The 21,651-nt window shown below is 71.0% G+C and carries 21 protein-coding genes; 4 read left to right on the top strand and 17 right to left on the bottom strand.

Going from position 1 to position 21,651, the window contains the following annotated elements:
* Positions 1 to 7: 7 nt before the first annotated feature.
* From hydA to ACZ7L4_RS09065, 6 genes are all read right to left on the bottom strand, one after another.
* Positions 8 to 1,414 carry a dihydropyrimidinase gene (hydA, locus tag ACZ7L4_RS09090; protein ID WP_472101050.1) on the bottom strand — a complete coding sequence of 469 codons (1,407 nt, stop codon included), beginning with the start codon at positions 1,412 to 1,414 and terminating at the stop codon, positions 8 to 10.
* Between the two features lie 24 nt (positions 1,415 to 1,438).
* On the bottom strand, positions 1,439 to 2,281 hold the full coding sequence (locus ACZ7L4_RS09085) for a nitrilase-related carbon-nitrogen hydrolase (protein WP_472101048.1): 843 nt from the start codon (positions 2,279 to 2,281) through the stop codon (positions 1,439 to 1,441).
* 116 nt (positions 2,282 to 2,397) lie between these two features.
* Positions 2,398 to 3,939, bottom strand: coding sequence for a PucR family transcriptional regulator (locus ACZ7L4_RS09080; protein WP_472101046.1), 1,542 nt, complete (start codon positions 3,937 to 3,939; stop codon positions 2,398 to 2,400).
* Between the two features lie 96 nt (positions 3,940 to 4,035).
* A complete protein-coding gene (locus ACZ7L4_RS09075; protein WP_472101044.1) occupies positions 4,036 to 5,325 on the bottom strand; it encodes an aspartate aminotransferase family protein in 1,290 nt (429 codons plus the stop codon).
* A gap of 174 nt (positions 5,326 to 5,499) precedes the next feature.
* Positions 5,500 to 6,777, bottom strand: a complete 1,278-nt coding sequence (locus tag ACZ7L4_RS09070; protein WP_472101974.1) for a hypothetical protein — start codon at positions 6,775 to 6,777, stop codon at positions 5,500 to 5,502.
* Positions 6,778 to 6,906: 129 nt separating this feature from the next.
* Positions 6,907 to 7,158 (bottom strand): helix-turn-helix domain-containing protein, encoded by a 252-nt coding sequence (locus tag ACZ7L4_RS09065; RefSeq protein ID WP_450816989.1) that lies wholly within the window; start codon positions 7,156 to 7,158, stop codon positions 6,907 to 6,909.
* Positions 7,159 to 7,221: 63 nt separating this feature from the next.
* Here ACZ7L4_RS09065 and map point away from each other — a divergent pair, with 63 nt between their 5' ends.
* On the top strand, positions 7,222 to 7,989 hold the full coding sequence (map, locus tag ACZ7L4_RS09060; protein ID WP_472101042.1) for a type I methionyl aminopeptidase: 768 nt from the start codon (positions 7,222 to 7,224) through the stop codon (positions 7,987 to 7,989).
* Positions 7,990 to 8,132: 143 nt separating this feature from the next.
* Here the strand turns inward: map and ggt are convergent, their stop codons facing one another.
* Positions 8,133 to 9,935, bottom strand: a complete 1,803-nt coding sequence (gene ggt / locus ACZ7L4_RS09055) for a gamma-glutamyltransferase (RefSeq protein ID WP_472101040.1) — start codon at positions 9,933 to 9,935, stop codon at positions 8,133 to 8,135.
* A gap of 103 nt (positions 9,936 to 10,038) precedes the next feature.
* Between ggt and ACZ7L4_RS09050 the strand changes: the two genes are divergently transcribed.
* Positions 10,039 to 10,809, top strand: coding sequence for a hypothetical protein (locus tag ACZ7L4_RS09050; protein WP_450811701.1), 771 nt, complete (start codon positions 10,039 to 10,041; stop codon positions 10,807 to 10,809).
* Between the two features lie 189 nt (positions 10,810 to 10,998).
* On the opposite strand, the gene ACZ7L4_RS09045 is transcribed toward ACZ7L4_RS09050, so the two are convergent.
* From ACZ7L4_RS09045 to ACZ7L4_RS09025, 5 genes are all read right to left on the bottom strand, one after another.
* On the bottom strand, positions 10,999 to 11,868 hold the full coding sequence (locus ACZ7L4_RS09045) for an amino acid ABC transporter permease (protein ID WP_472101038.1): 870 nt from the start codon (positions 11,866 to 11,868) through the stop codon (positions 10,999 to 11,001).
* Positions 11,865 to 12,509: an amino acid ABC transporter permease gene (locus tag ACZ7L4_RS09040; RefSeq protein WP_385766595.1), complete on the bottom strand. Its 645-nt coding sequence runs from the start codon at positions 12,507 to 12,509 to the stop codon at positions 11,865 to 11,867. Before ACZ7L4_RS09040 ends, ACZ7L4_RS09045 begins: the two co-directional genes overlap by 4 nt.
* Positions 12,510 to 12,520: 11 nt before the next feature.
* The gene (locus tag ACZ7L4_RS09035) at positions 12,521 to 13,432 is read right to left on the bottom strand and encodes a glutamate ABC transporter substrate-binding protein (protein ID WP_472101036.1); all 912 of its coding nucleotides are present in this window, start codon (positions 13,430 to 13,432) and stop codon (positions 12,521 to 12,523) included.
* 20 nt (positions 13,433 to 13,452) lie between these two features.
* Positions 13,453 to 14,196 carry an amino acid ABC transporter ATP-binding protein gene (locus tag ACZ7L4_RS09030; protein ID WP_399238008.1) on the bottom strand — a complete coding sequence of 248 codons (744 nt, stop codon included), beginning with the start codon at positions 14,194 to 14,196 and terminating at the stop codon, positions 13,453 to 13,455.
* 133 nt (positions 14,197 to 14,329) lie between these two features.
* Complete coding sequence (locus ACZ7L4_RS09025; RefSeq protein WP_472101034.1) at positions 14,330 to 14,779, bottom strand: DUF6278 family protein; 450 nt, start codon at positions 14,777 to 14,779, stop codon at positions 14,330 to 14,332.
* 144 nt (positions 14,780 to 14,923) lie between these two features.
* Here ACZ7L4_RS09025 and ACZ7L4_RS09020 point away from each other — a divergent pair, with 144 nt between their 5' ends.
* On the top strand, positions 14,924 to 16,738 hold the full coding sequence (locus ACZ7L4_RS09020; RefSeq protein WP_472101032.1) for an SGNH/GDSL hydrolase family protein: 1,815 nt from the start codon (positions 14,924 to 14,926) through the stop codon (positions 16,736 to 16,738).
* On the opposite strand, the gene ACZ7L4_RS09015 is transcribed toward ACZ7L4_RS09020, so the two are convergent.
* Together ACZ7L4_RS09015 and ACZ7L4_RS09010 are read right to left on the bottom strand one after the other, a co-directional pair.
* Positions 16,728 to 17,399, bottom strand: a complete 672-nt coding sequence (locus ACZ7L4_RS09015; RefSeq protein ID WP_472101031.1) for a class I SAM-dependent methyltransferase — start codon at positions 17,397 to 17,399, stop codon at positions 16,728 to 16,730. The two genes, ACZ7L4_RS09020 and ACZ7L4_RS09015, sit on opposite strands and share 11 nt — an antisense overlap.
* Before the next feature lie 47 nt (positions 17,400 to 17,446).
* Entirely contained in the window at positions 17,447 to 18,226 is a 780-nt protein-coding gene (locus tag ACZ7L4_RS09010; RefSeq protein WP_472101030.1) for an exodeoxyribonuclease III, read from the bottom strand.
* Positions 18,227 to 18,356: 130 nt separating this feature from the next.
* Between ACZ7L4_RS09010 and ACZ7L4_RS09005 the strand changes: the two genes are divergently transcribed.
* Positions 18,357 to 18,932 (top strand): hydrolase, encoded by a 576-nt coding sequence (locus ACZ7L4_RS09005; RefSeq protein ID WP_472101028.1) that lies wholly within the window; start codon positions 18,357 to 18,359, stop codon positions 18,930 to 18,932.
* 10 nt (positions 18,933 to 18,942) lie between these two features.
* Here the strand turns inward: ACZ7L4_RS09005 and ACZ7L4_RS09000 are convergent, their stop codons facing one another.
* The 3 genes from ACZ7L4_RS09000 to ACZ7L4_RS08990 form a co-directional block, all read right to left on the bottom strand.
* Positions 18,943 to 19,578 carry an MBL fold metallo-hydrolase gene (locus ACZ7L4_RS09000; protein WP_472101026.1) on the bottom strand — a complete coding sequence of 212 codons (636 nt, stop codon included), beginning with the start codon at positions 19,576 to 19,578 and terminating at the stop codon, positions 18,943 to 18,945.
* Between the two features lie 43 nt (positions 19,579 to 19,621).
* Entirely contained in the window at positions 19,622 to 20,920 is a 1,299-nt protein-coding gene (pcaDC, locus tag ACZ7L4_RS08995) for a bifunctional 3-oxoadipate enol-lactonase/4-carboxymuconolactone decarboxylase PcaDC (protein ID WP_422472464.1), read from the bottom strand.
* A gap of 133 nt (positions 20,921 to 21,053) precedes the next feature.
* Positions 21,054 to 21,635, bottom strand: coding sequence for a sugar kinase (locus ACZ7L4_RS08990; protein WP_472101024.1), 582 nt, complete (start codon positions 21,633 to 21,635; stop codon positions 21,054 to 21,056).
* Positions 21,636 to 21,651: the final 16 nt, after the last annotated feature.

The raw sequence follows: 21,651 nt of genomic DNA, 5'->3' as shown, positions 1-21,651 counted from the left end.
CCCCCTGTCAGGACAGGTACTGGCAGGTCCCCCGCGGCATGTACACACCGTGCCCCGCACGCCCCGTGAACTTCCGCTCGCTGATCACCGGTTCGCCCCGCGACAGCACCGTCTCCACCCGACCCGTGATGCGCTTCCCCTCGTACGCCGAGTAGTCGACGTTCATGTGGTGGGTGTCGGCGGAGATCGTCTGCTCGGCGGCCGGATCGTAGATCACGATGTCCGCATCCGCGCCCGGCGCGATCGTGCCCTTCTTCGGGTATAGGCCGAACATCCGCGCCGGCGAGGCGCAGGCGATCTCGATCCAGCGGCGACGCGAGATGTGACCGTCGACCACGGCCTGGTGCAGCAGGTCCATCCGGTTCTCGACGCCCGGCATGCCGTTCGGGATCTTCGAGAAGTCGCCGCGGCCCAGTTCCTTCTGCCCGCTGAAGCAGAACGGGCAGTGGTCGGTGGAGACGACCTGGAGGTCGTTCGTGCGCAGGCCACGCCAGAGCGCCGCCTGGTGCTCCTTCGGCCGCAGCGGCGTGCTGCACACGTACTTCGCACCCCCGAAGTCCGGCTCCGCGAGGTTGTCCGTCGACAGGAACAGATACTGCGGACAGGTCTCGCCGAACACCGGCAGGCCCTCGTCGCGGGCGCGCGCCAGCTCCGCGAGCGCCTCCTGCGCCGACACGTGCACCACGTACAGCGGCGCGCCCGCCACCTGCGCCAGCTTGATCGCGCGGTGCGTCGCCTCCGACTCCAGGAGGGACTTGCGGACCTCGCCGTGGAAGCGCGGATCGGTCTCGCCGCGGGCGAGGGCCTGCTCGACCAGGACGTCGATCGCGATGCCGTTCTCCGCGTGCATCATGATCAGGCCGCCGTTCTCACCGGCCCGCTGCATCGCCCGCAGGATCTGCCCGTCGTCGGAGTAGAAGACGCCCGGGTACGCCATGAACTGCTTGAAGGACGTCACCCCCTCCCCCACGAGGAGGTCCATCTCCTTGAGCGTCTCGTCGTGGACGTCGGAGACGATCATGTGGAAGCCGTAGTCGATGGCGCACTGGCCGTCCGCCTTGGCGTACCAGGCGTCGAGGCCCTCGCGCAGGGAGCGGCCGACCGTCTGGATGGCGAAGTCGACGATGGTCGTGGTGCCGCCCCAGGCCGCGGCCCGTGTGCCGGTCTCGAAGGTGTCGGCGGCGTAGGTGCCGCCGAAGGGCATCTCCATGTGGGTGTGTCCGTCGACGCCGCCGGGGATGACGTACTTCTGCGCGGCGTCGATGGTGCGCGCGTCCGTCCAGGACGCGGCGGTGTCGCTTCCCGTGGCCGCGAGGGCCACGACACGGCCGTCCTCGATGAGGACGTCGGCGTGCATCTCGTCGGCGGCGGTGACGACGAGTCCGCCGCGGACGACCGTACGGACGGCGCTCATGTGCTCCTCCAGAGGTACGGGTGGTTACGGACGGGTCAGCGGCTCGTACGCCTGCGGGTTGCGGTCGCGGTAGAACTGCCAGCGGTCGCGGACCTCGCGCAGCTTCGCCAGGTCGAGCTCGCGGACGACGAGCTCGGGCGCCTTGTCGTCGGCGACCTCGCCCACGAACTGGCCCTCGGGGTCGACGAAGTACGACGTGCCGTAGAAGTCGTTGTCGCCGTACTCCTCGACGCCGACGCGGTTGATGGCGCCGACGAAGTACTCGTTGGCGACGGCCGCCGCCGGCTGCTCCAGCTGCCACAGGTAGCGGGACAGACCTCGCGAAGTCGCCGACGGGTTGAAGACGATCTGGGCGCCTTCGAGGCCGAGCGCGCGCCAGCCCTCCGGGAAGTGCCGGTCGTAGCAGATGTAGACGCCGATCTTGCCGACGGCGGTGTCGAAGACCGGCCAGCCGCTGTTGCCCGGGCGGAAGTAGAACTTCTCCCAGAAGCCCTTGACCTGCGGGATGTGCGTCTTGCGGTACTTGCCGAGATAGCTGCCGTCGGCGTCGATCACGGCGGCCGTGTTGTAGAGGACGCCGGGCTGCTCCTCCTCGTACACGGGCAGGACGAGGACGATGCCGTGCTCGCGGGCGAGGGCCTGGAAGCGCTGGACGACCGGGCCGTCCGGCACGGACTCGGCGTACTCGTAGAACTTCGCGTCCTGTACCTGGCAGAAGTAGGGGCCGTAGAACAGCTCCTGGAAGCAGAGGACCTGGGCGCCCTGGGCGGCGGCGTCGCGGACCGCCTGCTCATGCACCTTGATCATGGACTCTTTGTCGCCGGTCCATGCGGTCTGGAAGATCGCGGCGCGGATCACGGGGCTCATCGGGACCTCCAAGGTTCTTCGATGGCTCGGGCGGTGCTGGCTCAGACGGTAGGGGGCGTGCGCCCGCCGGCCGAGTCGCAGCGTGTCACGCGCGGGGCCGCGGGCGTTGCACCGTGTCACGGCCCCGACTGCGCGTCGTGCGCGAGCAGGGCCAGATGGACGGACGCGGCCTGCTCGAAGTCGTCGAGGTCGACGCCGAGCAGCTTCTCGATGGACTCCAGGCGGCGGTAGAGGGCCGGGCGGCTCATATGGGTGAGCTGGGCGGTGCGGGACTTGTTGCGGCCGGTGGTGAGGTGGGCGCGCAGGACCGGGAGGAGCTCGGCGGCGTCCTCCGAGGCCAGGATGGCGTCCAACTCCCGTTCCGAGAAGGCCTGTACGCGGGGATCGTCGCGCAACTGCCGTACGAGGCCGCGCAGCCGTACGTCACCCATGCGGACCACCGGCGGGAGGCCGGGCGGCGCACCGGTGGCGGCGTCGGCGACGTGCAGCGCCTCGCGCAGCGCCTCCGGCACGTCGTCCCAGGCGGCGCGGGCGGGGCCCGCCGCGACGAGGGCCCGCGCGTCGCCGCTCTCCGCGCGCAGCCGGTCCGCGAAGTGCGCGGCGAGGGCGGCGGGCGCCTGGTCGCGGGCGAGGCTGAGGAGGACGGCGGTGGAGCGCTCGGCGAGTTCCGCCACGAGGCCGGTGAGACCCAAGAGGCGCAGGAGCCGGTCGAGTTGAGCCGATGATGTGTCGCGTACGACGAGAGGGAGGAAGGTGCGGCGGTTCACCGGGAGTCCCGCCGCGCGGGCGCGGGGAAGCAGGCGGGCCGGGGCGCCGCCCGCGAGCAGATCGGCGAGCAGACAGCGGGCCGACTGCTCCTCCCAGCTCGGCCCGGACCCGGACAGCAGATGGTGCAGGACCAGGGCCTCCGCCGCCCGGTCCGCGAGCAGCCGCCCGGACGCGCCGTCGCCGCGGTACCCGCACAGCACGACGGAGCCCCAGCGTTCGCCGCGGCCGCCGAGCTCCGCGCGGATCCAGCCCTCCCCGTCGATCCCGCCGGGCTGCCGCGCGATGCGGCCCCAGTCGCGCAACACGTCGTCCACGGCAGGGTGTTCGCCGGCCGTGGCGAGGACGCGGTGCGCGAGGTTGGCGAGGACGACGGGACAGCCGCTGTGCGCGGCGATCTCGTCGAGCAGGGCCTGCAGCGGGGCGCCGGACGTGATGAGCGCGTTCAGCGCCGTGCGGATGCCCTCGGAGAGGCTGACGGCGGCGAACTTCCTCCGTACGAGCCGGGACTGCACCTCCTCCGTCAACTCGGCGAAGGGGAACGGGCGGTGCAGCACCACCATGGGCAACCCGTGCCGTTCGGCGGCGCGCCGCATGCCCTCCGGGGAGGACGGGAACGCGCGGCCGAGCCCCAGGACGAGGGCGGCGGCCTCCGCGCGGTGCAGGGAGTCGATGTACTCGGCCTGCAGCCGCTCGTCGTCCGCGAGCAGGACGCCCGTGGTGAGGATCATCTCGCCGCCGCTGAGCATCACCCCCACGTCCGCGGCCTCGGCGACGTGCACCCACCGCACGGCGCGGTCGAGGTGCTCGACCCCGGCGACCACCTCCGGTTGGCCGGCGGCGATGCGGTCCAGGTCGAGTATCTGGCGGACGGTGAGGGTGTGCGCGGACATGTGCGGCGACCTCCGTGCAGAGGGGCTTGATCAATCAAGCCCCTGCGGCGTTTGAGCAGCGGGGTCCGGGGCAGAGCCCCGAGGCCGGGACCACTCCTACGCCGAACCGTGCAACGCCCGCTCCAAGATTGCAGCCCCTTCCTCCGCCTCCGCCACCGTCAAGGTCATCGGCGGAGCGATCCGCAGGACGCTCGAATCGTGGCCGCCGCCCTTGCCGATCAGCAGCCCCTGTTCGCGGCAGGACTCGATGACCTGCGCCGCGTCGGGGCCGGGGCCCGGGTTCTCCAGCTCGATGCCGATCATCAGTCCGCGCCCCCGCACCTCCCGTACACCGGGCGCGCTCGCGGCGATGGCGCGGAGGCGCTCGATGAGGAGTCCGCCGACCCGCCGGGCGTTGCCCTGGAGGTCGTGCTCCAGGAGGTACGAGAGGTTGGCGAGGCCCGCGGCCATGGTGATCGGCGAGCCGCCGAACGTCGAAATGGAGTTGGCGTCGAGGCAGTTCATGACGTCTGCGCGGGCGACGACGCCGCCGATCGACATGCCGTTGCCGATGCCCTTGGCGAAGGTCAGGATGTCCGGCGGCCCGGACCGCGCGTGCGCCTGCCAGCCCCAGAAGTGCTCGCCGGTGCGGCCCCAGCCGGTCTGCACCTCGTCCGAGATCCACAGGATGCCGTGCTCGCGCAGGACCTCGCGGAACGCGGCGTACAGGCCGTCGGGCGGGGAGGTGAAGCCGCCGACGCCCTGGATGGGTTCGGCGATGAGCGCCGCGACGTTGCCCCGGGTCTGGCCGAGCATGTCCCGCAGGTCCGCGACGCAGGCCTCGATGAATTCGGCGTCGGACAGGTGGGCGTAGGGGCCTCGGCCGCGCACGCCCCCGTGCACGTACAGCGTCTGGAGCGGCGACAGGCTCGTCGGCGACCAGCCCTTGTTGCCGGTGATGCCGACCGCGGAGAACGAGCGGCCGTGGTAGCTGTTGCGCATCGCCAGGATCTGGTTCGAGCGGCGGTACGCGGTGGCGAGCAGCAGCGCCGTGTCGTTGGCCTCGGTGCCGGACGTGGTGAAGAAGACGCGGGCGTCGGGGATGCCGGACAACTGGGCGACACGCTCGGCGAGTTCGACCATCGGCCGGTTCAGGTAGAGCGTCGACGAGTGGACGATGCGGGAGGCCTGTTCGCTCACCGCCTTGGTGACCTCGGGCAGGGCGTGCGCCGTCATCGTCGTGAGGATGCCGCCGAAGAAGTCGAGGTACTTGTTGCCCTCGGCGTCCCAGACGTGCCGGCCCTCGCCGTGCGTGAGCTCGATCGGGTCGTCGTAGTACAGGGCCAGCCAGTCCGGCAGGACGTCGCGGTGGCGGTCGTGCAGAGAGGCTCGGGAGGGGGTGGTCATCGGCAGCACTCCTTCTTCCTTACGTCTCTACGCAGGTATGTCCCTGCCCAGTCGCCTCTACGCACGTAGAGCGGCGGTAGAGGGACGAACGTAAGCCTCACGGGAGACCTTGCCAAGGCCATCGTCGGCAACCCGCTGGATCGGGGCGGCCCGGACACTCGTGCGGGTGACGGTTCAGTGCGCGAGGCCCGCGACGCGCAGGGCGTGGAGCACGTCCCGGTACCGCTCGTCGGAGACCCGGCGCGCCGCGTCGAGCAGGAGCGGGACGAGCCGGTCGGGGGCGGCGCTCGCGCTGTGGGCAGCGTCCTCGGGTGTGCGGCCGCGGACGTACGCGTCCAGGAGTGTGCGGGCCTCGCGGTGGCGGCCGTCCTCGTCGAGCCGGTGCACCGCGGCACCGAACTCGGCGGGCGGGCTGCCGATGCCCTGGCGCAACAGTTGCTGCCCGTCGCCGGGCCGGCCGGCCGCGACCAGCGCGTCGACGGCGGCGACCAGGCGGTCGGGCGGCAGTGACGCGACCTCCCACAGCAGGGTGGCCCAGTCGGCGGCGAGCCCGGCGCTCGTCAACTCCCGGGCGTAGAGCGGGAGATGACCGGCGGGACCGGCGGCCGCACCCACGAGGACCATGTGCGCCTCGCCGCTGCGGCCCTCGACGCGATGGCCGACGAGAAGGGCGACCATGTCCGCGACGTCGGCGTGCGCGGTGGCGTCGACCGGGGGCGGGGCGGGGGTCGTGGGCGCGTCCGTGCCGGGCGCGGCACCGGCGAAGCGGGCGCCGGTGGGGGTGGCAGGGGCGTGATCCGAACCAGTCGCGGGCCCCGCCCCCGGTTCCTCCGTCGGCATCCCGGCGAAGCGGGCGCTGCCCCGGGAGCGGCGCTTGCGTTCCTTGACGGGAGCGGGAGCAGGAGCAGGAACGGGGGCAGGGGGCGGCGCGGGCACTTCCGAGAGCGCGGGGTCGGGCCCCAACTCCGCCAGTCTCGCACCGAGTTCGACGATGCGCGCGGTCGCCCGCCCGTGGTCGTCGTGTGCCCACGCCAGGTCGCGACGGACGGCTTCGGCCTCCTCCTGGTCGGTGACGGAGTCGAGGCGGGCGCCGAGTTCCTGGAGGCGACGCGCCGCGTACCGCTGCTCGCGGGCCATCACGTCCATCCGGTCGGCGAGCAGCGCGCGCCCGCCGGGTCCGGTGTCGTGGGCGCGTGCGGACGCGCGGTACAGGGCATGGGCGCGGGCCGCCTCACGCTCGGCGTGCTCGGCACCGAGCGCCGCGGCGAGGTCCTTCAGCAGCGACTCCACCACGTCCCACGGAGGCACTTCACTGCCGTCGAGACAGGCCCGCATGCCCTCCGGATCCCGCTGCCAGAAGACGCCGCACCAACCGGCGCGCTGGTCGAGCCGGGCGTTGAGGCCTTGCAGATATGTCGCGAAGTCCTTCACCCGGTCCGGGAGTTGTCCCACGTCCGCCACGCGCCCCGCCGATCGTCGCGCCCTCGTGCCCGCCCTCTTGGAGCCTTACGCTCCGGAAGCAAACACCTCGCGTGTTACGGGGGTGCTACGCGCTCTTTTCGGGGTGGACACCGGTAGCGGTCAGGCGGGCACGAGCGCGCAGTGCGTCACCAGCTCGTCCATGGAAAGCCCCAGCTCCCGGGCGAGGGCGGCGACCGTGAAGAAGGCGGGGGTGGGCGCCCGGCCCGTCTCGATCTTGCGCAGCGTCTCGACGGAGACGCCCGCGCCCGCGGCCACCTCGGTCATGCTGCGCCCGAGCCGCGCCTCGCGCAGCAGGCGGCCGAGGCGCTCGCCGCGCTCGCGCTCTTCGGGGGTCAAGGGGGTTCGGACCATGCACCCATCCTACCCGAGGCACCAATTTCCGTACCGGATTTAAATACCGGTATAGTTATTGGCATGGTGGAACTGAAGACGGACACATCGATCGACGCGATGCGGGAGGCGGGGCGGGTCGTGGGCGACGCGCTCACCGCGGTGCGGGAGCATGCGGCGGTGGGCGTGAGCCTGCTGGACCTTGACGAGGTGGCGCGCGAGGTGCTGCGGAAGGCGGGGGCCACGTCGCCGTTCCTCGGCTATCGGCCGAGTTTCGCGCCGACGCCGTTCCCCGCGGTGATCTGCGCGTCCGTGAACGACGCGATCGTGCACGGCATCCCGACCGGGTACCGGCTGCGGGACGGGGACCTGGTGTCGATCGACTGCGGGGCGGAGCTCGACGGCTGGGCCGGGGACTCCGCGATCAGCTTTACGGTCGGCAGGGCGCGGCCCGAGGACGTACGGCTGATCGAGACGGCGGAGCGGGCGCTCGCGGCCGGGATCGCGGCGGCGGTCGTCGGCAACCGGATCGGGGACATCGCGCATGCGATCGGGACGGTGTGCCGGGAGGCGGGGTACGGGATTCCCGAAGGGTTCGGCGGCCATGGGATCGGGCGCCGGATGCACGAGGACCCGCCGGTGCCGAACGAGGGGCGGGCGGGTCGCGGGATGCGGTTGCGGCACGGCATGGCCCTGGCCATCGAGCCCATGGTCATCGGCGGCGGTGGCGACGGCTATCACGAGGCCCCCGACGGCTGGACCCTCCGCACGAACGACGCGTCCCGGGCGGCCCACGCGGAACACTCCGTGGCGATCACGGAGGCCGGCCCCCGGGTCCTGACGGCACGCTAGGTCCCGCGGCAACGGCGTTGCGCCCACGGGGCTCCGCCCCGGACCCCGCTGCTCAATCGCCGCAGGGGCTTGAGATGGTCGACCAAATCAAGCCCCGCCGGCGATTGAGGCGCGGGGTCCGGGGCAGAGCCCCGCGACCTCAGCTACTTTCCCGGTGACACGACCATCGCCGAACCCCCACCCCGCCGAACCTTCTCCGCCGCCGCAAGCCACTTCCCGCCGGCCAACCTCTGCACGCCCGTCGCCGCCCCGATCTCCGGGTTTTCCTTGAACGCGTGGCCGATGGCCTCCAGCTTCCCGCGAAGCGCGCTGTCGTACAGGCCCGGTTCCAACTCCGTCTGCGCCGCGTTCCGCTGACTCGCCCGCGGCGCCGCGATCGCGTCGACCAGCGGCAGCCTCCGGTCGATGAACCCCGTGAGCGTCTGCGCCACCGTCGTGATGATGGTCGCGCCGCCCGGCGACCCGACCGCGACCACGGGCTTGCCCGACTTGTCGAGCACGATCGTCGGCGAGATAGAGGACCGCGGCCGCTTCCCGGGCCCGGGCAGGTTCGGGTCGTGCACCTCCGGGTTCGCCGGCGCGAACGAGAAGTCCGTCAGCTCGTTGTTGAGCAGGAACCCGCGCCCCGGCACCGTGATCCCGCTGCCGCCGGTCGACTCGATGGTGAGGGTGTACGCGACGACGTTGCCCCACTTGTCCGCCGCGGTGAGGTGCGTCGTGTTCTCACCCTCGTACGTCGTGGGCGCCGCCTTGTCCCCGGCCTTGCCGCACTTGCCAGGATTCCTCGGGTCCCCCGGCGCGAGCGGGCTCTTGAGCACCGCGTCGTCCTTGATGAGGCACTCGCGCGAGTCCGCGAACCTCTGCGACAGGAGCCCCTTCGTCGGCACGTCCTCGAACGCCGGGTCGCCCACCCAGCGCCCCCGGTCGGCGAACGCCACCCGGCTCGCCTCGATGAACCGGTGCAGATACCGGGCCTCGGACGCCTTCGACAGGTCGGTGTTCTCCAGGATGTTGAGCGCCTCGCCGACACTCGTGCCACCGGACGAGGACGGCGCCATGGAGTAGACCCCGAGCCCCCGGTACGAGGTCCGCGTCGGCGCCTGGAACTTGGTGCCGTACGCCGCGAGGTCCTTCGCCGACAGCTTCCCGGGCCGCGCGTTGTACCCGGACGCCGGGTCGACCGGCGGCTTGTTGACCGTCTTCACGACGTCCTTGCCGATGGCGCCGCGGTACACCGCCCCGGTCCCGTCCCGGCCCAACTGCTCGTACGTGCGCGCCAGGTCGGGGTTCTTGAACGTCGAGCCGACCTCGGGGAGCTTCCCGCCCGGCAGGAACAGCTTCGCCGTGTCCGGGAAGTTGCGGAACCGGGCCTCGTTCGACGCGGTCTGCGAGCGGAACGTGTCGTCGACGGTGAATCCGTCGCTCGCCAGCTTCGTGGCGGGCCTCAGCACGGAGGCGAGCCCCTTGCTCCCCCACGCGTCGAGCGCCGACTGCCACGTGGCCGGCGTGCCCGGCGTGCCCACGCTCAGCCCGCTGGTGACCGCGTCGTTGAAGGCGAGCGGTTTGCCGTTCTCCAGGAAGAGGTCGGATCCTGCCGTCAGCGGCGCCGTCTCGCGGCCGTCGATGGTGTGCACCTTGCGGGACTTGGCGTCGTAGTAGACGAAGTAGCCGCCGCCCCCGACCCCGGACGAGTACGGCTCGGTCACCCCGAGGGCGGCCGCGGTGGCGACGGCGGCGTCCACCGCGTTGCCCCCGTTCCTCAGCACCTCGATGCCGGCCGCGGACGCGTCCGCGTCGACGCTCGCCACGGCGCCGCCGGAGCCGACCGCGACCGGCTCCTTCACGGGCGTACGGGAAGCGGACGAAGGCGGAGCCGCGGCACCAACCGCCACCATGCTGCCGAGTGCGGCGAAGACCGACAGATTCCGTACAACTGAACGTCTCATCAGTACCTCCGGTCAACAGGCGTCAGCGCAGCGTAACTTGAGCGGACCGCGCCGTCAGGACCCCCTCGAACCCCGGTCGAACATCCCGCTAGAGTGCGCCCCCATGACTGAAGACGTGCGCAATATCGTCCTCGGCCTGATCGCGGCGGGCATCAGCGCCTCGCTGGGCTGGCTCTGCCGCACCTATGTGTGGAAGCGCAAGCTCCGCCGCAAGCAGGCCTTCTTCGGGCTGCCCGACAACTCCGAGTCGCTGCTCGTCGTGAACCGCGACGCGGGCGGCCCCGAGCTGACGGTGAAGCGTCACGACGTCTTCGCCCTCCTCGAACTCTCCGCGCTCATCAAGGACTGCAACGCGCACGCCCAGGTCGTCGCCCACGACACCGCGCAGCAGGGCTTCGGGGAGCGTACGGAGTTCTGCGTGGGCGGTCCCGCCTCCAACAGACGCATGGCCGCGCACATGGTGAGCCTGCTGCCCGGCATCCGTGTGAACACCGACCCCGAGCCGGGCCCCGACCGCGGCGCCTTCCAGATCGGCTCCGAGCGCTACCGTCTGGAGCCGAGCAGAACCGAGTACGTCCTCCTGGCCCGTCTGACCGCCGGTCCCGCCACCCCCGAGGCGAGGCCGGTCTTTCTGTTCTGCGGCCAGCTGCCCATCACCAACCAGGCCGCCACCCGCTATCTCGCCCGCCACCACGAGCGGCTCGCCCGCAAGCACGGCAACAACTCCTTCGTCCTGCTGCTGAAGGTCGTGAACTCCGGGGCGTACGGTCCGGACGTCGTCGAGGTGGTGGCCGATGTCACGAAGGCGGCGGAGTCCCCGCTGCCCGCGGCGCCGGCCAATGGCGGCGGCCGCGCCGCGCACCGCGCCAAATAGGCCGTGAAACCAAGGAGAGCGGTGCCCCCGTCGCGTACGAATGCGACAAGGGCCCGCTCATCCTCGGCAAGCAGGCACGTCCCGACCGGCACGCTGCAGCTGACCTTCTCCCCCACGAACACACGAACTTCGTGAAGCAGTGATCTCCGGCTGCCGCTGGGCGGGGACGGGCCGATGCTTTCGTTTCGGCTACTGCGTACCTGGCAGCAGCGTCCCTGGCTCGGCCGGGGCGACATCGGCCGCCTCCGTCTTGGGGTTGCGCCGCTGGCGCTTGGCCACCCATTGGGCGAACCAGGACAGCACCATGCACATCCCGATGTAGATCGGCGAGATCACCATCACCACAGGGATGAAGGGCAAATCGTAGTCGAGGTTGGAAGCGATCAGTTTTCCGGCGTGGAGGAACTCCTCGTAGGTGATGAGATACCCGAGCGACGTGTCCTTCAGCGCCACCACCAACTGGCTGATGATGGCGGGCAGCATGGCCCGCACCGCCTGAGGGACGAGCACATGCGTCATGACCTGCGTCTTGCGCATGCCCAGCGCGTACGCCGCCTCGCGCTGTCCGCGCTCCACCGCGTTGATGCCCGATCTGAACACCTCGGCGAGCACGGAGCCGTTGTAGAGCGTCAGGCCCGCGACGAGCGCGGCCAGCGGCTCCATCTTCAGTGCCACGTAGATGAAGAAGATCATCACCAGGACCGGCATGGCGCGGAAGAACTCGACGAACAGCGTCGCGAGCCAGCGCACCGGCTTGTGGTCCGAGAGCCGCCCCACGGCCAGCAGCGTGCCGAGCACGAGCGACAGGACGGCCGCCATGGCGAAGGCCTTGAGCGTGTTGCCGAGCCCGCGCAGGAGCAGTTCCTGGATGCCCGTGTACTCGAAGGGCATCCACTTCGTGTACGTGAACTGGTCGGTGTCGAACAGCAGGTAGAGGATCCAGGCGACCAGGGCGAGCACGATGAGCGTCGAGAGCAGCCCGTACAGCTTGTGCCGGCGTTCGGTCTTCGGGCCCGGGATGTCGTAGAGGGCGGTGGCGTCGTGCCGCAGGGCCTTCATCGGGCGAACCCCCAGCGCTTCTCGAGGAAGTTGAACAGGGCGCTGATGGCGAGCGTGATGATCAGGTATCCGATCGCGATCCAGACGAAGGTCCAGATGATGTTGTAGCCGAGCTCGCTGAGCGTCTTGTAGGTGCCGAGCAGCTCGACGACGCTGAAGGCGCCCGCGATCGCGGAGTTCTTGGCGAGCGCGATGAGCGTGGAGCCGATCGGCGGGATCACGGACCGGAAGGCCTGCGGCAGGATGACGTGGGTCAGGGTCTGGCCGAAGGTCATGCCGAGGCTGCGGGCCGCCTCGCCCTGCCCCTTGGGCACCGTGTTGATGCCGGAGCGCACCGCCTCGCAGATGAACGCGGAGGTGTAGCAGCCGAGCGCGAGGATCGCGAAGACGGTGAAGGGCAGCACCAGGCCGAAGCGCGGCAGGCCGAGCAGCACCGCGAAGAACAGCAGCGTCAGCGGGGTGTTGCGCAGGACCGTGACCCAGGCGGTGCCGAAGGCTCGGAAGGAGCCGACGGGCGCGACCCGGAACGAGGCCATGAGGAAGCCGAGCACCAGCGCCAGGATCGAGGCGAAGACGGTGAGCTCGACGGTGCCGAGGAAGCCTTTCCAGTACAGCTCGATGTTGTCGGTCAGGACATTCATGGGACGCCTCCTCAGTTCGCCGGGTAGCGGTCGATGGCGGGCGGTTTCGGGGCCGGTTCTCCGGAGAGGCCGAGCGTCGCGTCGTAGGCCTTCTTCCAGTCACCGTTCTTCTGGCGGGCCTCCAGCGCGTCGTTGATGGCGAACCGCAGCGCGTTGTCCTTCTTCGGGACGCCGATGCCGTACGGCTCCTCGGAGAACGGCTTGCCGACTAGCTTCATCTCCTCGGGCACCTTGGCCGCGTAGCCGAGCAGGATCGCGTCGTCGGTGGTGACCGCGTCGACCTGGTAGGTCAGCAGGTTGTCGACGCAGATCGAGTACGTGTCGTACGCGACGAGCTCGGCCTTCGGGTAGTCCGACTTGATCCGCTGGTACGGCGTGGAGCCGGCCGCCGAGCAGACGCGTTTGCCCGCGAGGTCGTCGGGCCCCTTGATGTCCTCCTCGTCGCTGCGCACGAGCAGCGACTGACCCGCCATGTAGTACGGGCCCGCGAAGCCGACGAGCTTCTTGCGCATGTCGTTGATCGTGTACGTGCCGACGTAGTAGTCGATCTGCCCGTTCTGCAGGGCCGTCTCGCGGTTCGCCGACGCGATGGTCTTGAAGCGGATCTTCTTCGGGTCGAGCCCGAGGGAGGCCGAGACCATCTTGGCGATCTCGATGTCGAAGCCCGTGTACGTGCCGTCCGCGGGGTTCTTCTCGCCGAGGTAGGGCTGGTCCTCCTTGGCCCCGACGATGAAGTGGCCGCGCCGCTCCGCCTTCTTCCAGGTCGGCGAGTCGGGCAGCGAGAAACCCTGCGCGATCTTGTACTGCGGGAGCTCGGCGGCGGACGGGCCCTTGACGGGTGGGCTGCCCTCCTTGCCGCAGGCGGTGGCGGCCAGGGCCGTCACCGCGAGCGCGGCGAGCAGCCGTAGCGACTTGGCGATCATGTGGTGGTGCGCTCCCCCGGTCAGTGCTTCAGGATCTTGGAGAGGAAGTCCCGGGCGCGCTCGCTCTCCGGGTGCGTGAAGAACTCCTCGGGGTTGCGGTCCTCCACGATCTTTCCGTCCGCCATGAAGACGACGCGGTCGGCGGCGGTGCGCGCGAAGCCCATCTCGTGGGTGACCACGACCATCGTCATGCCGTCGCGCGCGAGCTGCTGCATGACCTCGAGGACCTCGTTGATCATCTCCGGGTCGAGCGCCGAGGTCGGCTCGTCGAAAAGGAGGGCCTTGGGGTCCATGGCGAGGGCGCGGGCGATGGCCACGCGCTGCTGCTGGCCGCCGGACATCTGCGCGGGGAACTTGTCCGCGTGGGCGGCGAGTCCGACCCGTTCGAGCAGCTCACGGGAGCGCTTGTCGGCCTCGTCCTTCTTGCGCTTTCTGACCTTCAGCTGGGCCAGTGAGACGTTCTGCAGCACCGTCTTGTGCGCGAAGAGGTTGAACGACTGGAAGACCATGCCCACTTCGGCCCGCAGCTGCGCGAGCGCCTTCCCCTCCTCGGGGAGCGGCTGTCCGTCGAGCCGGATCGTTCCGGACTCGATGGTCTCCAGACGGTTGATCGTCCGGCAGAGCGTCGATTTGCCCGACCCCGAAGGGCCGATGACCACCACCACCTCCCCCTTGCCGACGGTGAGGTCGATGTCCTGAAGGACATGCAGCTCCCCGTAGTACTTGTTGACGTCTCGCAGCTCGATCAACGGATCGACGGCCATCGGCAGTCCCTGCCCACTTTCAGCTGTGTCGGTCCGCGCAAACTATCCACGCTTACATGGGACTTAACAGACGACACGCACTTATGGGCATTAACCGTATTTGAGGCTCAGCTACGTGGCGACGCCCACCGGCCTACGACTCCGCGGCCTCCGCGTAGAACTGGGAGAGCTCCGGGGCGCCGCTCGCCGCCCACTCGTGCCCGGCCTCCACGACGTCGATCTCCCGGCCCGATTCGAGCCGCACCACGGGCTGCCCGTTGTCCCAGATCACCCAACTGGCGCCCGACACGTGCCGCACCATGACCGAGCCGAGGTAGAGACCCGCGTCGTTGCCCACCCAGTGCAGCGTGTCCTCGTCCTCCCGCCAGCGCGGCACGAGCTGGTCGAGCGCCTCCAACGACCGCACCGACTCGTCGAGTTCGACCCCCGCGTCGTCGGCGTGGGAGCGCAGGAGCTCGCACTCGGAGAGCAGTTCGACGAGCCCGCTCTCGCTCTCGTCACCGTCTTCGCCGGTCGGGAACACGGCGACACCGTGGACCGGACCGCGCTTCTTGTGCCAATTGGCCGCGAAAGGGATCTTCATATCGCCCAGATTGACATCCCCCCACCTGCCCGCACCACAGGCGCGCGGAGGCGGCGACGCGACGGGTTCAGGAACCGGACACCGGCCTTTCTCCCCCGTTTACCTCGCGGCACATTGACGGGCCATCACCCCGTCCTTAGCTTCATGCCGCAACCACCACGGCGGACACACAAGCGGAGGGAGTCGGTCTTGCGCCGACGCATTTGGGGAGCCGCGTTCATCCTGGCCGTCTGCGCGGGGGTCACCCCTGTCGCCGCGGCCCACGCCGCCCCCGCCAGACCCGGGCCGCTCCCCCTGGAGCGGCTCTTCGACAACCGGGCCGTCAGCGACGACGCGCGACCCGGTGAAGCGGACTTCGACGGCGCGGGCAGCTCCCTGTCCGCGCAGGACCTGACCGCCGCCGGCTGGACCCCCGGTCGTGCGATGGAGATCGACCGGGCCCGGCTGACCTGGCCGCGGACGGCGGGGGCCGGGCCCGACAACGTCCGGGCGGACGGGCAGTCCGTGCGGGTGAGCGGGCGGGGGGACGCGCTCGCCTTCCTGGTCGCCGGGACCGGCGGGGACGCGGCGGGCACCGGCGTCGTCCGGTACGCGGACGGCTCACGGTCCACGTACTCGCTCACCGCGCCGGACTGGCGCACCGGGCCGCTCGCCACCAAGTCGGTGGCGCTGCCGCACCGGAACACGACGGCCGGCCAGGTCGCCGAGAAGACCCGGCTGTACGCGGTGACCGTGCCGGTGCGCAAGGGCCGACAGATCTCCTCCGTTGACCTGCCGAAGGCGAGCGGCGGGACGCTGCACGTGTTCGGCCTGTCCGTGCGCGCGGCGACGTCCGGGTGGACGGGCAGCTGGTCGGCCTCGCCCGCCGGGTACACCGCGGTGGGTCCGTGGGCGGACCGTACGATCCGGCTCGTCGTGCACACGAGCACGGGCGGGCCCAAGGTCCGCATCCGCCTGGAGAACACCTTCGCCGCGACGCCGGTGCGGATCGGGAGCGCGTCGGTGGCGGTGCAGGGGACGGGGGCCGCGGCGCGCGGGAAGCCGGTGCCGCTGACGTTCCGCGGCAAGACCGGCACCCAACTCCCGGCCGGGGGCCAGGCGTTCAGTGACCCGGTGGACTTCGACGTGCCGGAGAGCGCCAACCTTCTGGTGAGCTTCCATCTGCCGGAGCCCGTCACCGCGGCGCCCGTGCACAGCCAGGCCATCCAGCGCAGCTACGTGAGCACGACGGGCGATCACGCGACGGAGGCGGACGGCTCCGCGTACAGCTCGACGATCTCGTACTGGCCGCTGCTCACCGGTGTCGACGTGGGCGGTGGCCCCGGTTCCGTCGTGCTGCTCGGCGACTCCATCACGGATGGCGTGAAGTCGACGCTGGACGCGAACCACCGCTGGCCCAACGTGCTCGCCACGCGGCTCCTCGCACAGTCGAAGGTGCCGCACTACGGGGTGCTCAACGAGGGCATCTCCGCGAACCGGGTCCTCGCCGACCGCTACCCCGGCGACGGGCTCTCCACCGACACGGGCGGCGTGAGCGCGCTGCACCGGCTCGACCGCGACGTGTTCGCGCAGACCTCGGCGAGGACGGTCGTCGTCTTCCAGGGCGTGAACGACGTGCGCTGGGGCGCGAGCGCCGCGCAGGTCGAGGCGGGGCTGCGGGAGATCGTGGCGCGGGCGCACGCACGGGGCCTGAAGGTGATCGGCGCGACCATCACGCCGTGCGAGGGCGAGGCGCTGTGCACGGCGGCCGCCGACGAGCAGCGGGAGGCCATCAACTCCTTTGTCCGCAGCCCCGGTTCGGGATTCGACGGCTTCCTGGACTTCGACGCCGTCGTGCGCGACCCGGCCCACCCGGCGCGGATGCTCCCCGCCTACGACAGCGGGGACCATCTGCATCCCGGCGACCCGGGGTTGAAGGCGCTGGCCGACTCGATCGACCTGGAGATCCTCAGGCCGTAGCGTCGTCCGGCTTGCGGGCGATCAGGACGGCCTGCCGTCCCTGCGTCGCCCGCTCGTAGTCCTCGGGCTCGCGGACCAGCTCGGCCTCCACCGGGAGACCGGCCTGTGCCACGAGCCCGGCGACGTGCGCCGGGTCCAGCCAGTAGACGTCCAGTGAGAGGTCGTGGCCGTAGGCGTGGTCGAGGTGGCGCAGCAGGTCGCCCACCTTGAAGCCGAGCAGCAGATGGCCGCCGGGGGCGAGGACGCGGTGGAACTCGGCGAACACCGTCGGCAGCAGCTCCGGCGGCGTGTGCACCGTCGAGTACCAGGCGACGACGCCGCCGAGCGAGCCGTCCGGCAGGTCGAGGCCGGTCATCGTGCCCTCCTCGAACCGGAGTCCGGGGTGGGCGCGGCGGGCCTCGGCGACCGTCTTCGGCGAGAGGTCGATGCCGAAGGCGGACAGGCCGAGGGAGTCCAGATGGGCCGTCACATGCCCCGGCCCGCAGCCGAGGTCGGCCACGGGACCGCCGCCCGCCCGCTTCACCCGCTCGGCGAAGACGCCGAACATCGCGTGCGCGTACAGGTCCTGCGGGAAGAGCGGGGGCACGATCTCGGCATAGGCGCCGGCCGCCGTGTCGTAGGCCAGTTGGGTCGAGGTCAGATACGTCGTCAGATCCGTCACGGGCGCAGACGCTAGCGCCCGCCACTGACAATCGGCCCGGGCCGCCCTCAGACGTCGAGGTCGACCACGACCGGCGCGTGGTCGGATGCCCCCTTGCCCTTGCGCTCCTCGCGGTCCACGTACGCGTCCGAGACGGCCTTGGCGAACGGCTCGTTCCCGTAGACCAGGTCGATGCGCATGCCCTTGTTCTTCGGGAAGCCGAGCGCGCGGTAGTCCCAGTACGTGAAGGGGTGGTCGTACTTGAGGGGGCGCGGCACGACGTCCGACAGGCCCGTCTCGCGCAGTGCCGTGAGCGCCGCGCGCTCGGCCGGGGTCACATGCGTCGCCCCCTCGAAGAGGGAGATGTCCCACACGTCGTCGTCCGTCGGCGCCACGTTGTAGTCGCCCATCACCGCGAAGGGCCGCGAGCCCGCCGCGTCGCCCGCGACCGCCGCCTTCAGGGCCTCGAACCACTGGAGCTTGTACGCGTAGTGCGCGTGGTCGACCTCCCGCCCGTTCGGCACGTAGACCGACCAGACGCGGACCGGGCCGCAGGTCGCGGAGACGGCGCGGGGCTCCTCCGCCCCGTCGTAGCCGGGGTCGCCGGGGACGCCCTTGACCACGTCCTCCAGGCCGACGCGGGAGAGCAGCGCCACCCCGTTCCACCTGCCGTTCGCGTTCACCGCCGACTCGTAGCCCAGCTCCCGCAGCTCGTCCGCGGGGAACTGCTCGGCCGAGCACTTGGTCTCCTGGATGCACAGCACGTCCGTGCCACTGCTCTCCAGCCAGGCAAGGAGGCGCGGCAGCCGCGCGGTGATCGAGTTCACGTTCCAGGTAGCAATGCGCATGTCCCACAACCTACCCGGCACCACTGACAGTGCGGCGCGCCCGCCGGGGCAGGGCCGCGTGCCGGGCGCCGCGCCCGCGATCGACAGGCAATCTTGCAAGTTTTTCTGTTAGACAGTTAGCCTGCCGAACATGACGATCAACTCCCCCCTCGACGAGCGCCCCGCCCTCGTCCTCATCGACCTGCAGAACGGCATCCTCGGCCTGCCGACCGTGCACCCCTCCGCCGACGTCCTCAAGAACGGGGCCAAGCTCGCCGAGGCCTTCCGCGCCAAGGGCCTGCCGGTCGTGCGTGTGAAGGTCGCCTGGTCGCAGGACGGCGGCGACCTGCCGACCGGCCGCGCCGCCGCGGGCGCCATGACGCAGGCGCCGCCGCCCGCGTTCTCCGAGTTCCCCGACGAGCTCGGCCCGCTCGGCGACGACATCGTGATCACCAAGCGGCACTGGGGCGCCTTCACCGGCACCGAGCTGGACCTCCAGCTGCGCCGCCGCGGCGTCACGCAGATCGTGCTGTGCGGCATCTCGACGTCCATCGGCGTCGAGTCCTCCGCCCGCTCCGCGTGGGAGCTGAGCTACAACCTGGTGCTCGTCGACGACGCGACGACCGACACGGACGCCGACTCCCACGAGCACAGCTTCGGCAAGATCTTCCCGCGCATCGCGGAGATCGGCTCCACGGACGAGGTCGTCGAACTGCTCGGCAAGTAGGCAGCGGCCCTCAGACCTGCGCCGAGCCGCCCGGGGCCAGGCGCAGGTGCTCCGTGCCGCCCAGCGCGCCGATCTGGCCGTCGTAGATCGGCCGGGCGAGGTCCGTGAGCAGCGCGTCGTGGATGTCGTACGCGCGGCGCGGCTTGACCTCGCGCACGTAGTCGATCACTTCGGCGATCTTGTTCCAGGGCGCCATGACGGGCAGCATCAGCGTCTCGACCGGGTGGTCGGGAACGGTGAGGGCGTCGCCGGGGTGGAAGACCGTGCCGCCGTCGACGAGATAGCCGACGTTCGTGATGCGCGGGATGTCCGGGTGGATCACCGCGTGCAGTTCGCCGTGCACCTGGACGTCGAACCCGGCGGCCGTGAACGTGTCGCCGTGCCCCACCGTGTGGACGCGGCCCGGGAAGGCCGCCGAGAGCTGCTCCGCGACCGATTTCAGGGTCCAGATCCGCGCGCCGGGGTTGGCCTCCATCCCGGCGCGCAGCCGGTCCTCGTTGAAGTGGTCGGGGTGCTCGTGCGTCACGAGGATCGCGTCGGCGCCGACGGCCGCGTCGTCCTCGGAGAATCCGCCCGGGTCGATGACGAGCGTCTGCCCGTCCTTCTGGAGCCGGACGCAGGCGTGGGTCTTCTTCGTCAGCTTCATACGTCCCATCCTGCGCCCGCTCCCGCGCCGTTTCAGCCCCGCCTCACTCCTGGGGCGTGGTCTCCTCGCGGATCACCTGCTGGGCCACCTTGAACGCCGCGTTCGCGGCCGGTACGCCGCAGTAGACCGCGGTCTGCAGCAGGATCTCCTTGATCTCCGCGGCCGTGAGGCCGTTGCGCAGCGCCGCCCGCGTGTGGAACACCAGCTCGTCGAGGTGGCCGCCCGCGACCAGGGTCGCCAGGGTCACCGAGGAGCGCGTGCGGCGGTCGAGCCCGGGACGCGACCAGATCTCGCCCCACGCATAGCGCGTGAGGAACTCCTGGAAGTCACCGGAGAAGTCGTCGGCCGTGGCAAGCGCCCGGTCCACGTGGGCGTCGCCGAGGACCTCGCGGCGCGTCTTGAGGCCCGCGTCGTGCGGGTCGGGCCGGGTCGCGGCCTCCGGCTGCTGCGCGGCCGCTATCTCCGCGCGCGGCGGGGCCGACGGGGGCGGCGGCGCGATGACCGGCTTGACCGGGGCGGCCTGGATGGCGGTCTGCCCGGTCTTCTCGTGCGCGGCCGGCCAGGCCGAGGTGAAGTGCCGTACGAGGAGGTCCGTGACGGCCGCCGGCTGTTCGACCGGGGCCAGGTGGGAGGCGCCGGGCACCACGGCGAGCCGGGCGTCCGGTATCCCGGCGACCAGCGTGCGGGCCTCGGCGGGGCCGGTGACCTGGTCCTCCGAGCCGACGAGGACGAGCGTCGGGACGCCGATGTCGCTCAGCTCCTCGCGGACGTCGAAGCCCGCGAGCGCCTCGCAGGAGGCGATGTAGCAGCCCGGGTCCGTCGTGCGGACCATCTGCACCGCCCAGTCCGTGATCGCGGGCTGCGCGGTGGCGAAGCCGTGCGTGAACCAGCGCTCGGGGGCCGTACGGGCGATGGGGTCGAGGCCGTTGCTGCGCACGATGACGCCGCGCTGGCGGAACTCGTCGGCGGTGCCGAACCGCGGCGAGGCCGCGATCAGGGCGAGCGACGCGACGCGCTCCGGGTGGCGCAGCGCGAGCTCCGCGCCGATCGCGCCGCCCAGCGAGCAGCCCGCGTAGCCGAAGCGCTGGATGCCCAGCTCGTCGAGCGTGGCGAGCAGCCGCTCCGCGAGCGCCTCGACGGAGCCCGCCGGGTGGGCGGGGGAACCGCCGTGCCCGGGCAGGTCGAAGCGGAACACCCGCCAGTGCTGGGCCAGCTCGGGCACCTGGCGGTCCCACATGTGCCACGTCGTGCCGAGCGACGGGCCGAGGATGAGCACCGGGGCGGAGTCGTCGTCACGGCCGTCGAATCGGTACTGCAGGCGCGGGGTCTTCGTGTCACTCACACCCGCCACGCTAGCCACTGTGCCTGAGCCGTCTGGTGGCGGGTCCCCACAATGGACGTGACGTGTTCACTCCGGGTTCCTGGTGTGGATCAGGAGTGGGGGCGGCGTGAAGAGCGGGCGCGCCGTGTCCCCGTCACGGGTGCGTCATCGACACCACGTAGACCATCGGGTGGTCCGGATTGGAGCGGTTCACCACGATCGTCTGGGTCGGCGACGGGTCCTCCTGGTGGTGCGTGAGGCCGTACCAGGGGCCGGGGCCGGTGAAGTCCCAGCCCGCGATCTTCCGGTCCCGCTCGCTGATCGCGAAGTCGTCGGTCGCCAGGTCGCCGACCGTGTAGCCGGCGTCGACCTCCTCCAGGAACTGGTCGAGGCCCTTGTTGCTGGTGAGGAACTGCGCGTACAGGCGGCTCACCTTGTAGTTGTTCGTCTCGTAGTAGGCGACGTTGCGCGAGTGCGGCGGGACCGGGATCTGGTAGAGGCGGCGCTGCACCTTGGACGGCCAGCCGACGGTGAGGCCGGTCGCCGAGTACTTCGCCTCCTTGTCCTTGCCGCTGTCCCGGCTCTGGCCCGCGGAGATCACCAGGTAGCCGGCGGGGATGCCGATGAGCAGCACGATGGTCAGGAGCGTGAGGACGCGGCGTTTGATCACATGGCCGCGGTCCTCGGCCGGGCGCGGCTCTTCGTCCGCGGACGGGGGCTGGCGGGGCACGGTCATGGCTGGATTTCCTGTC

The sequence above is a fragment of the Streptomyces sp. NPDC107575 genome (genome assembly GCF_055657265.1).
The sequence above is the reverse complement of the archived record's forward strand: the minus strand, read 5'-3'. Positions and strand labels throughout refer to the sequence as shown.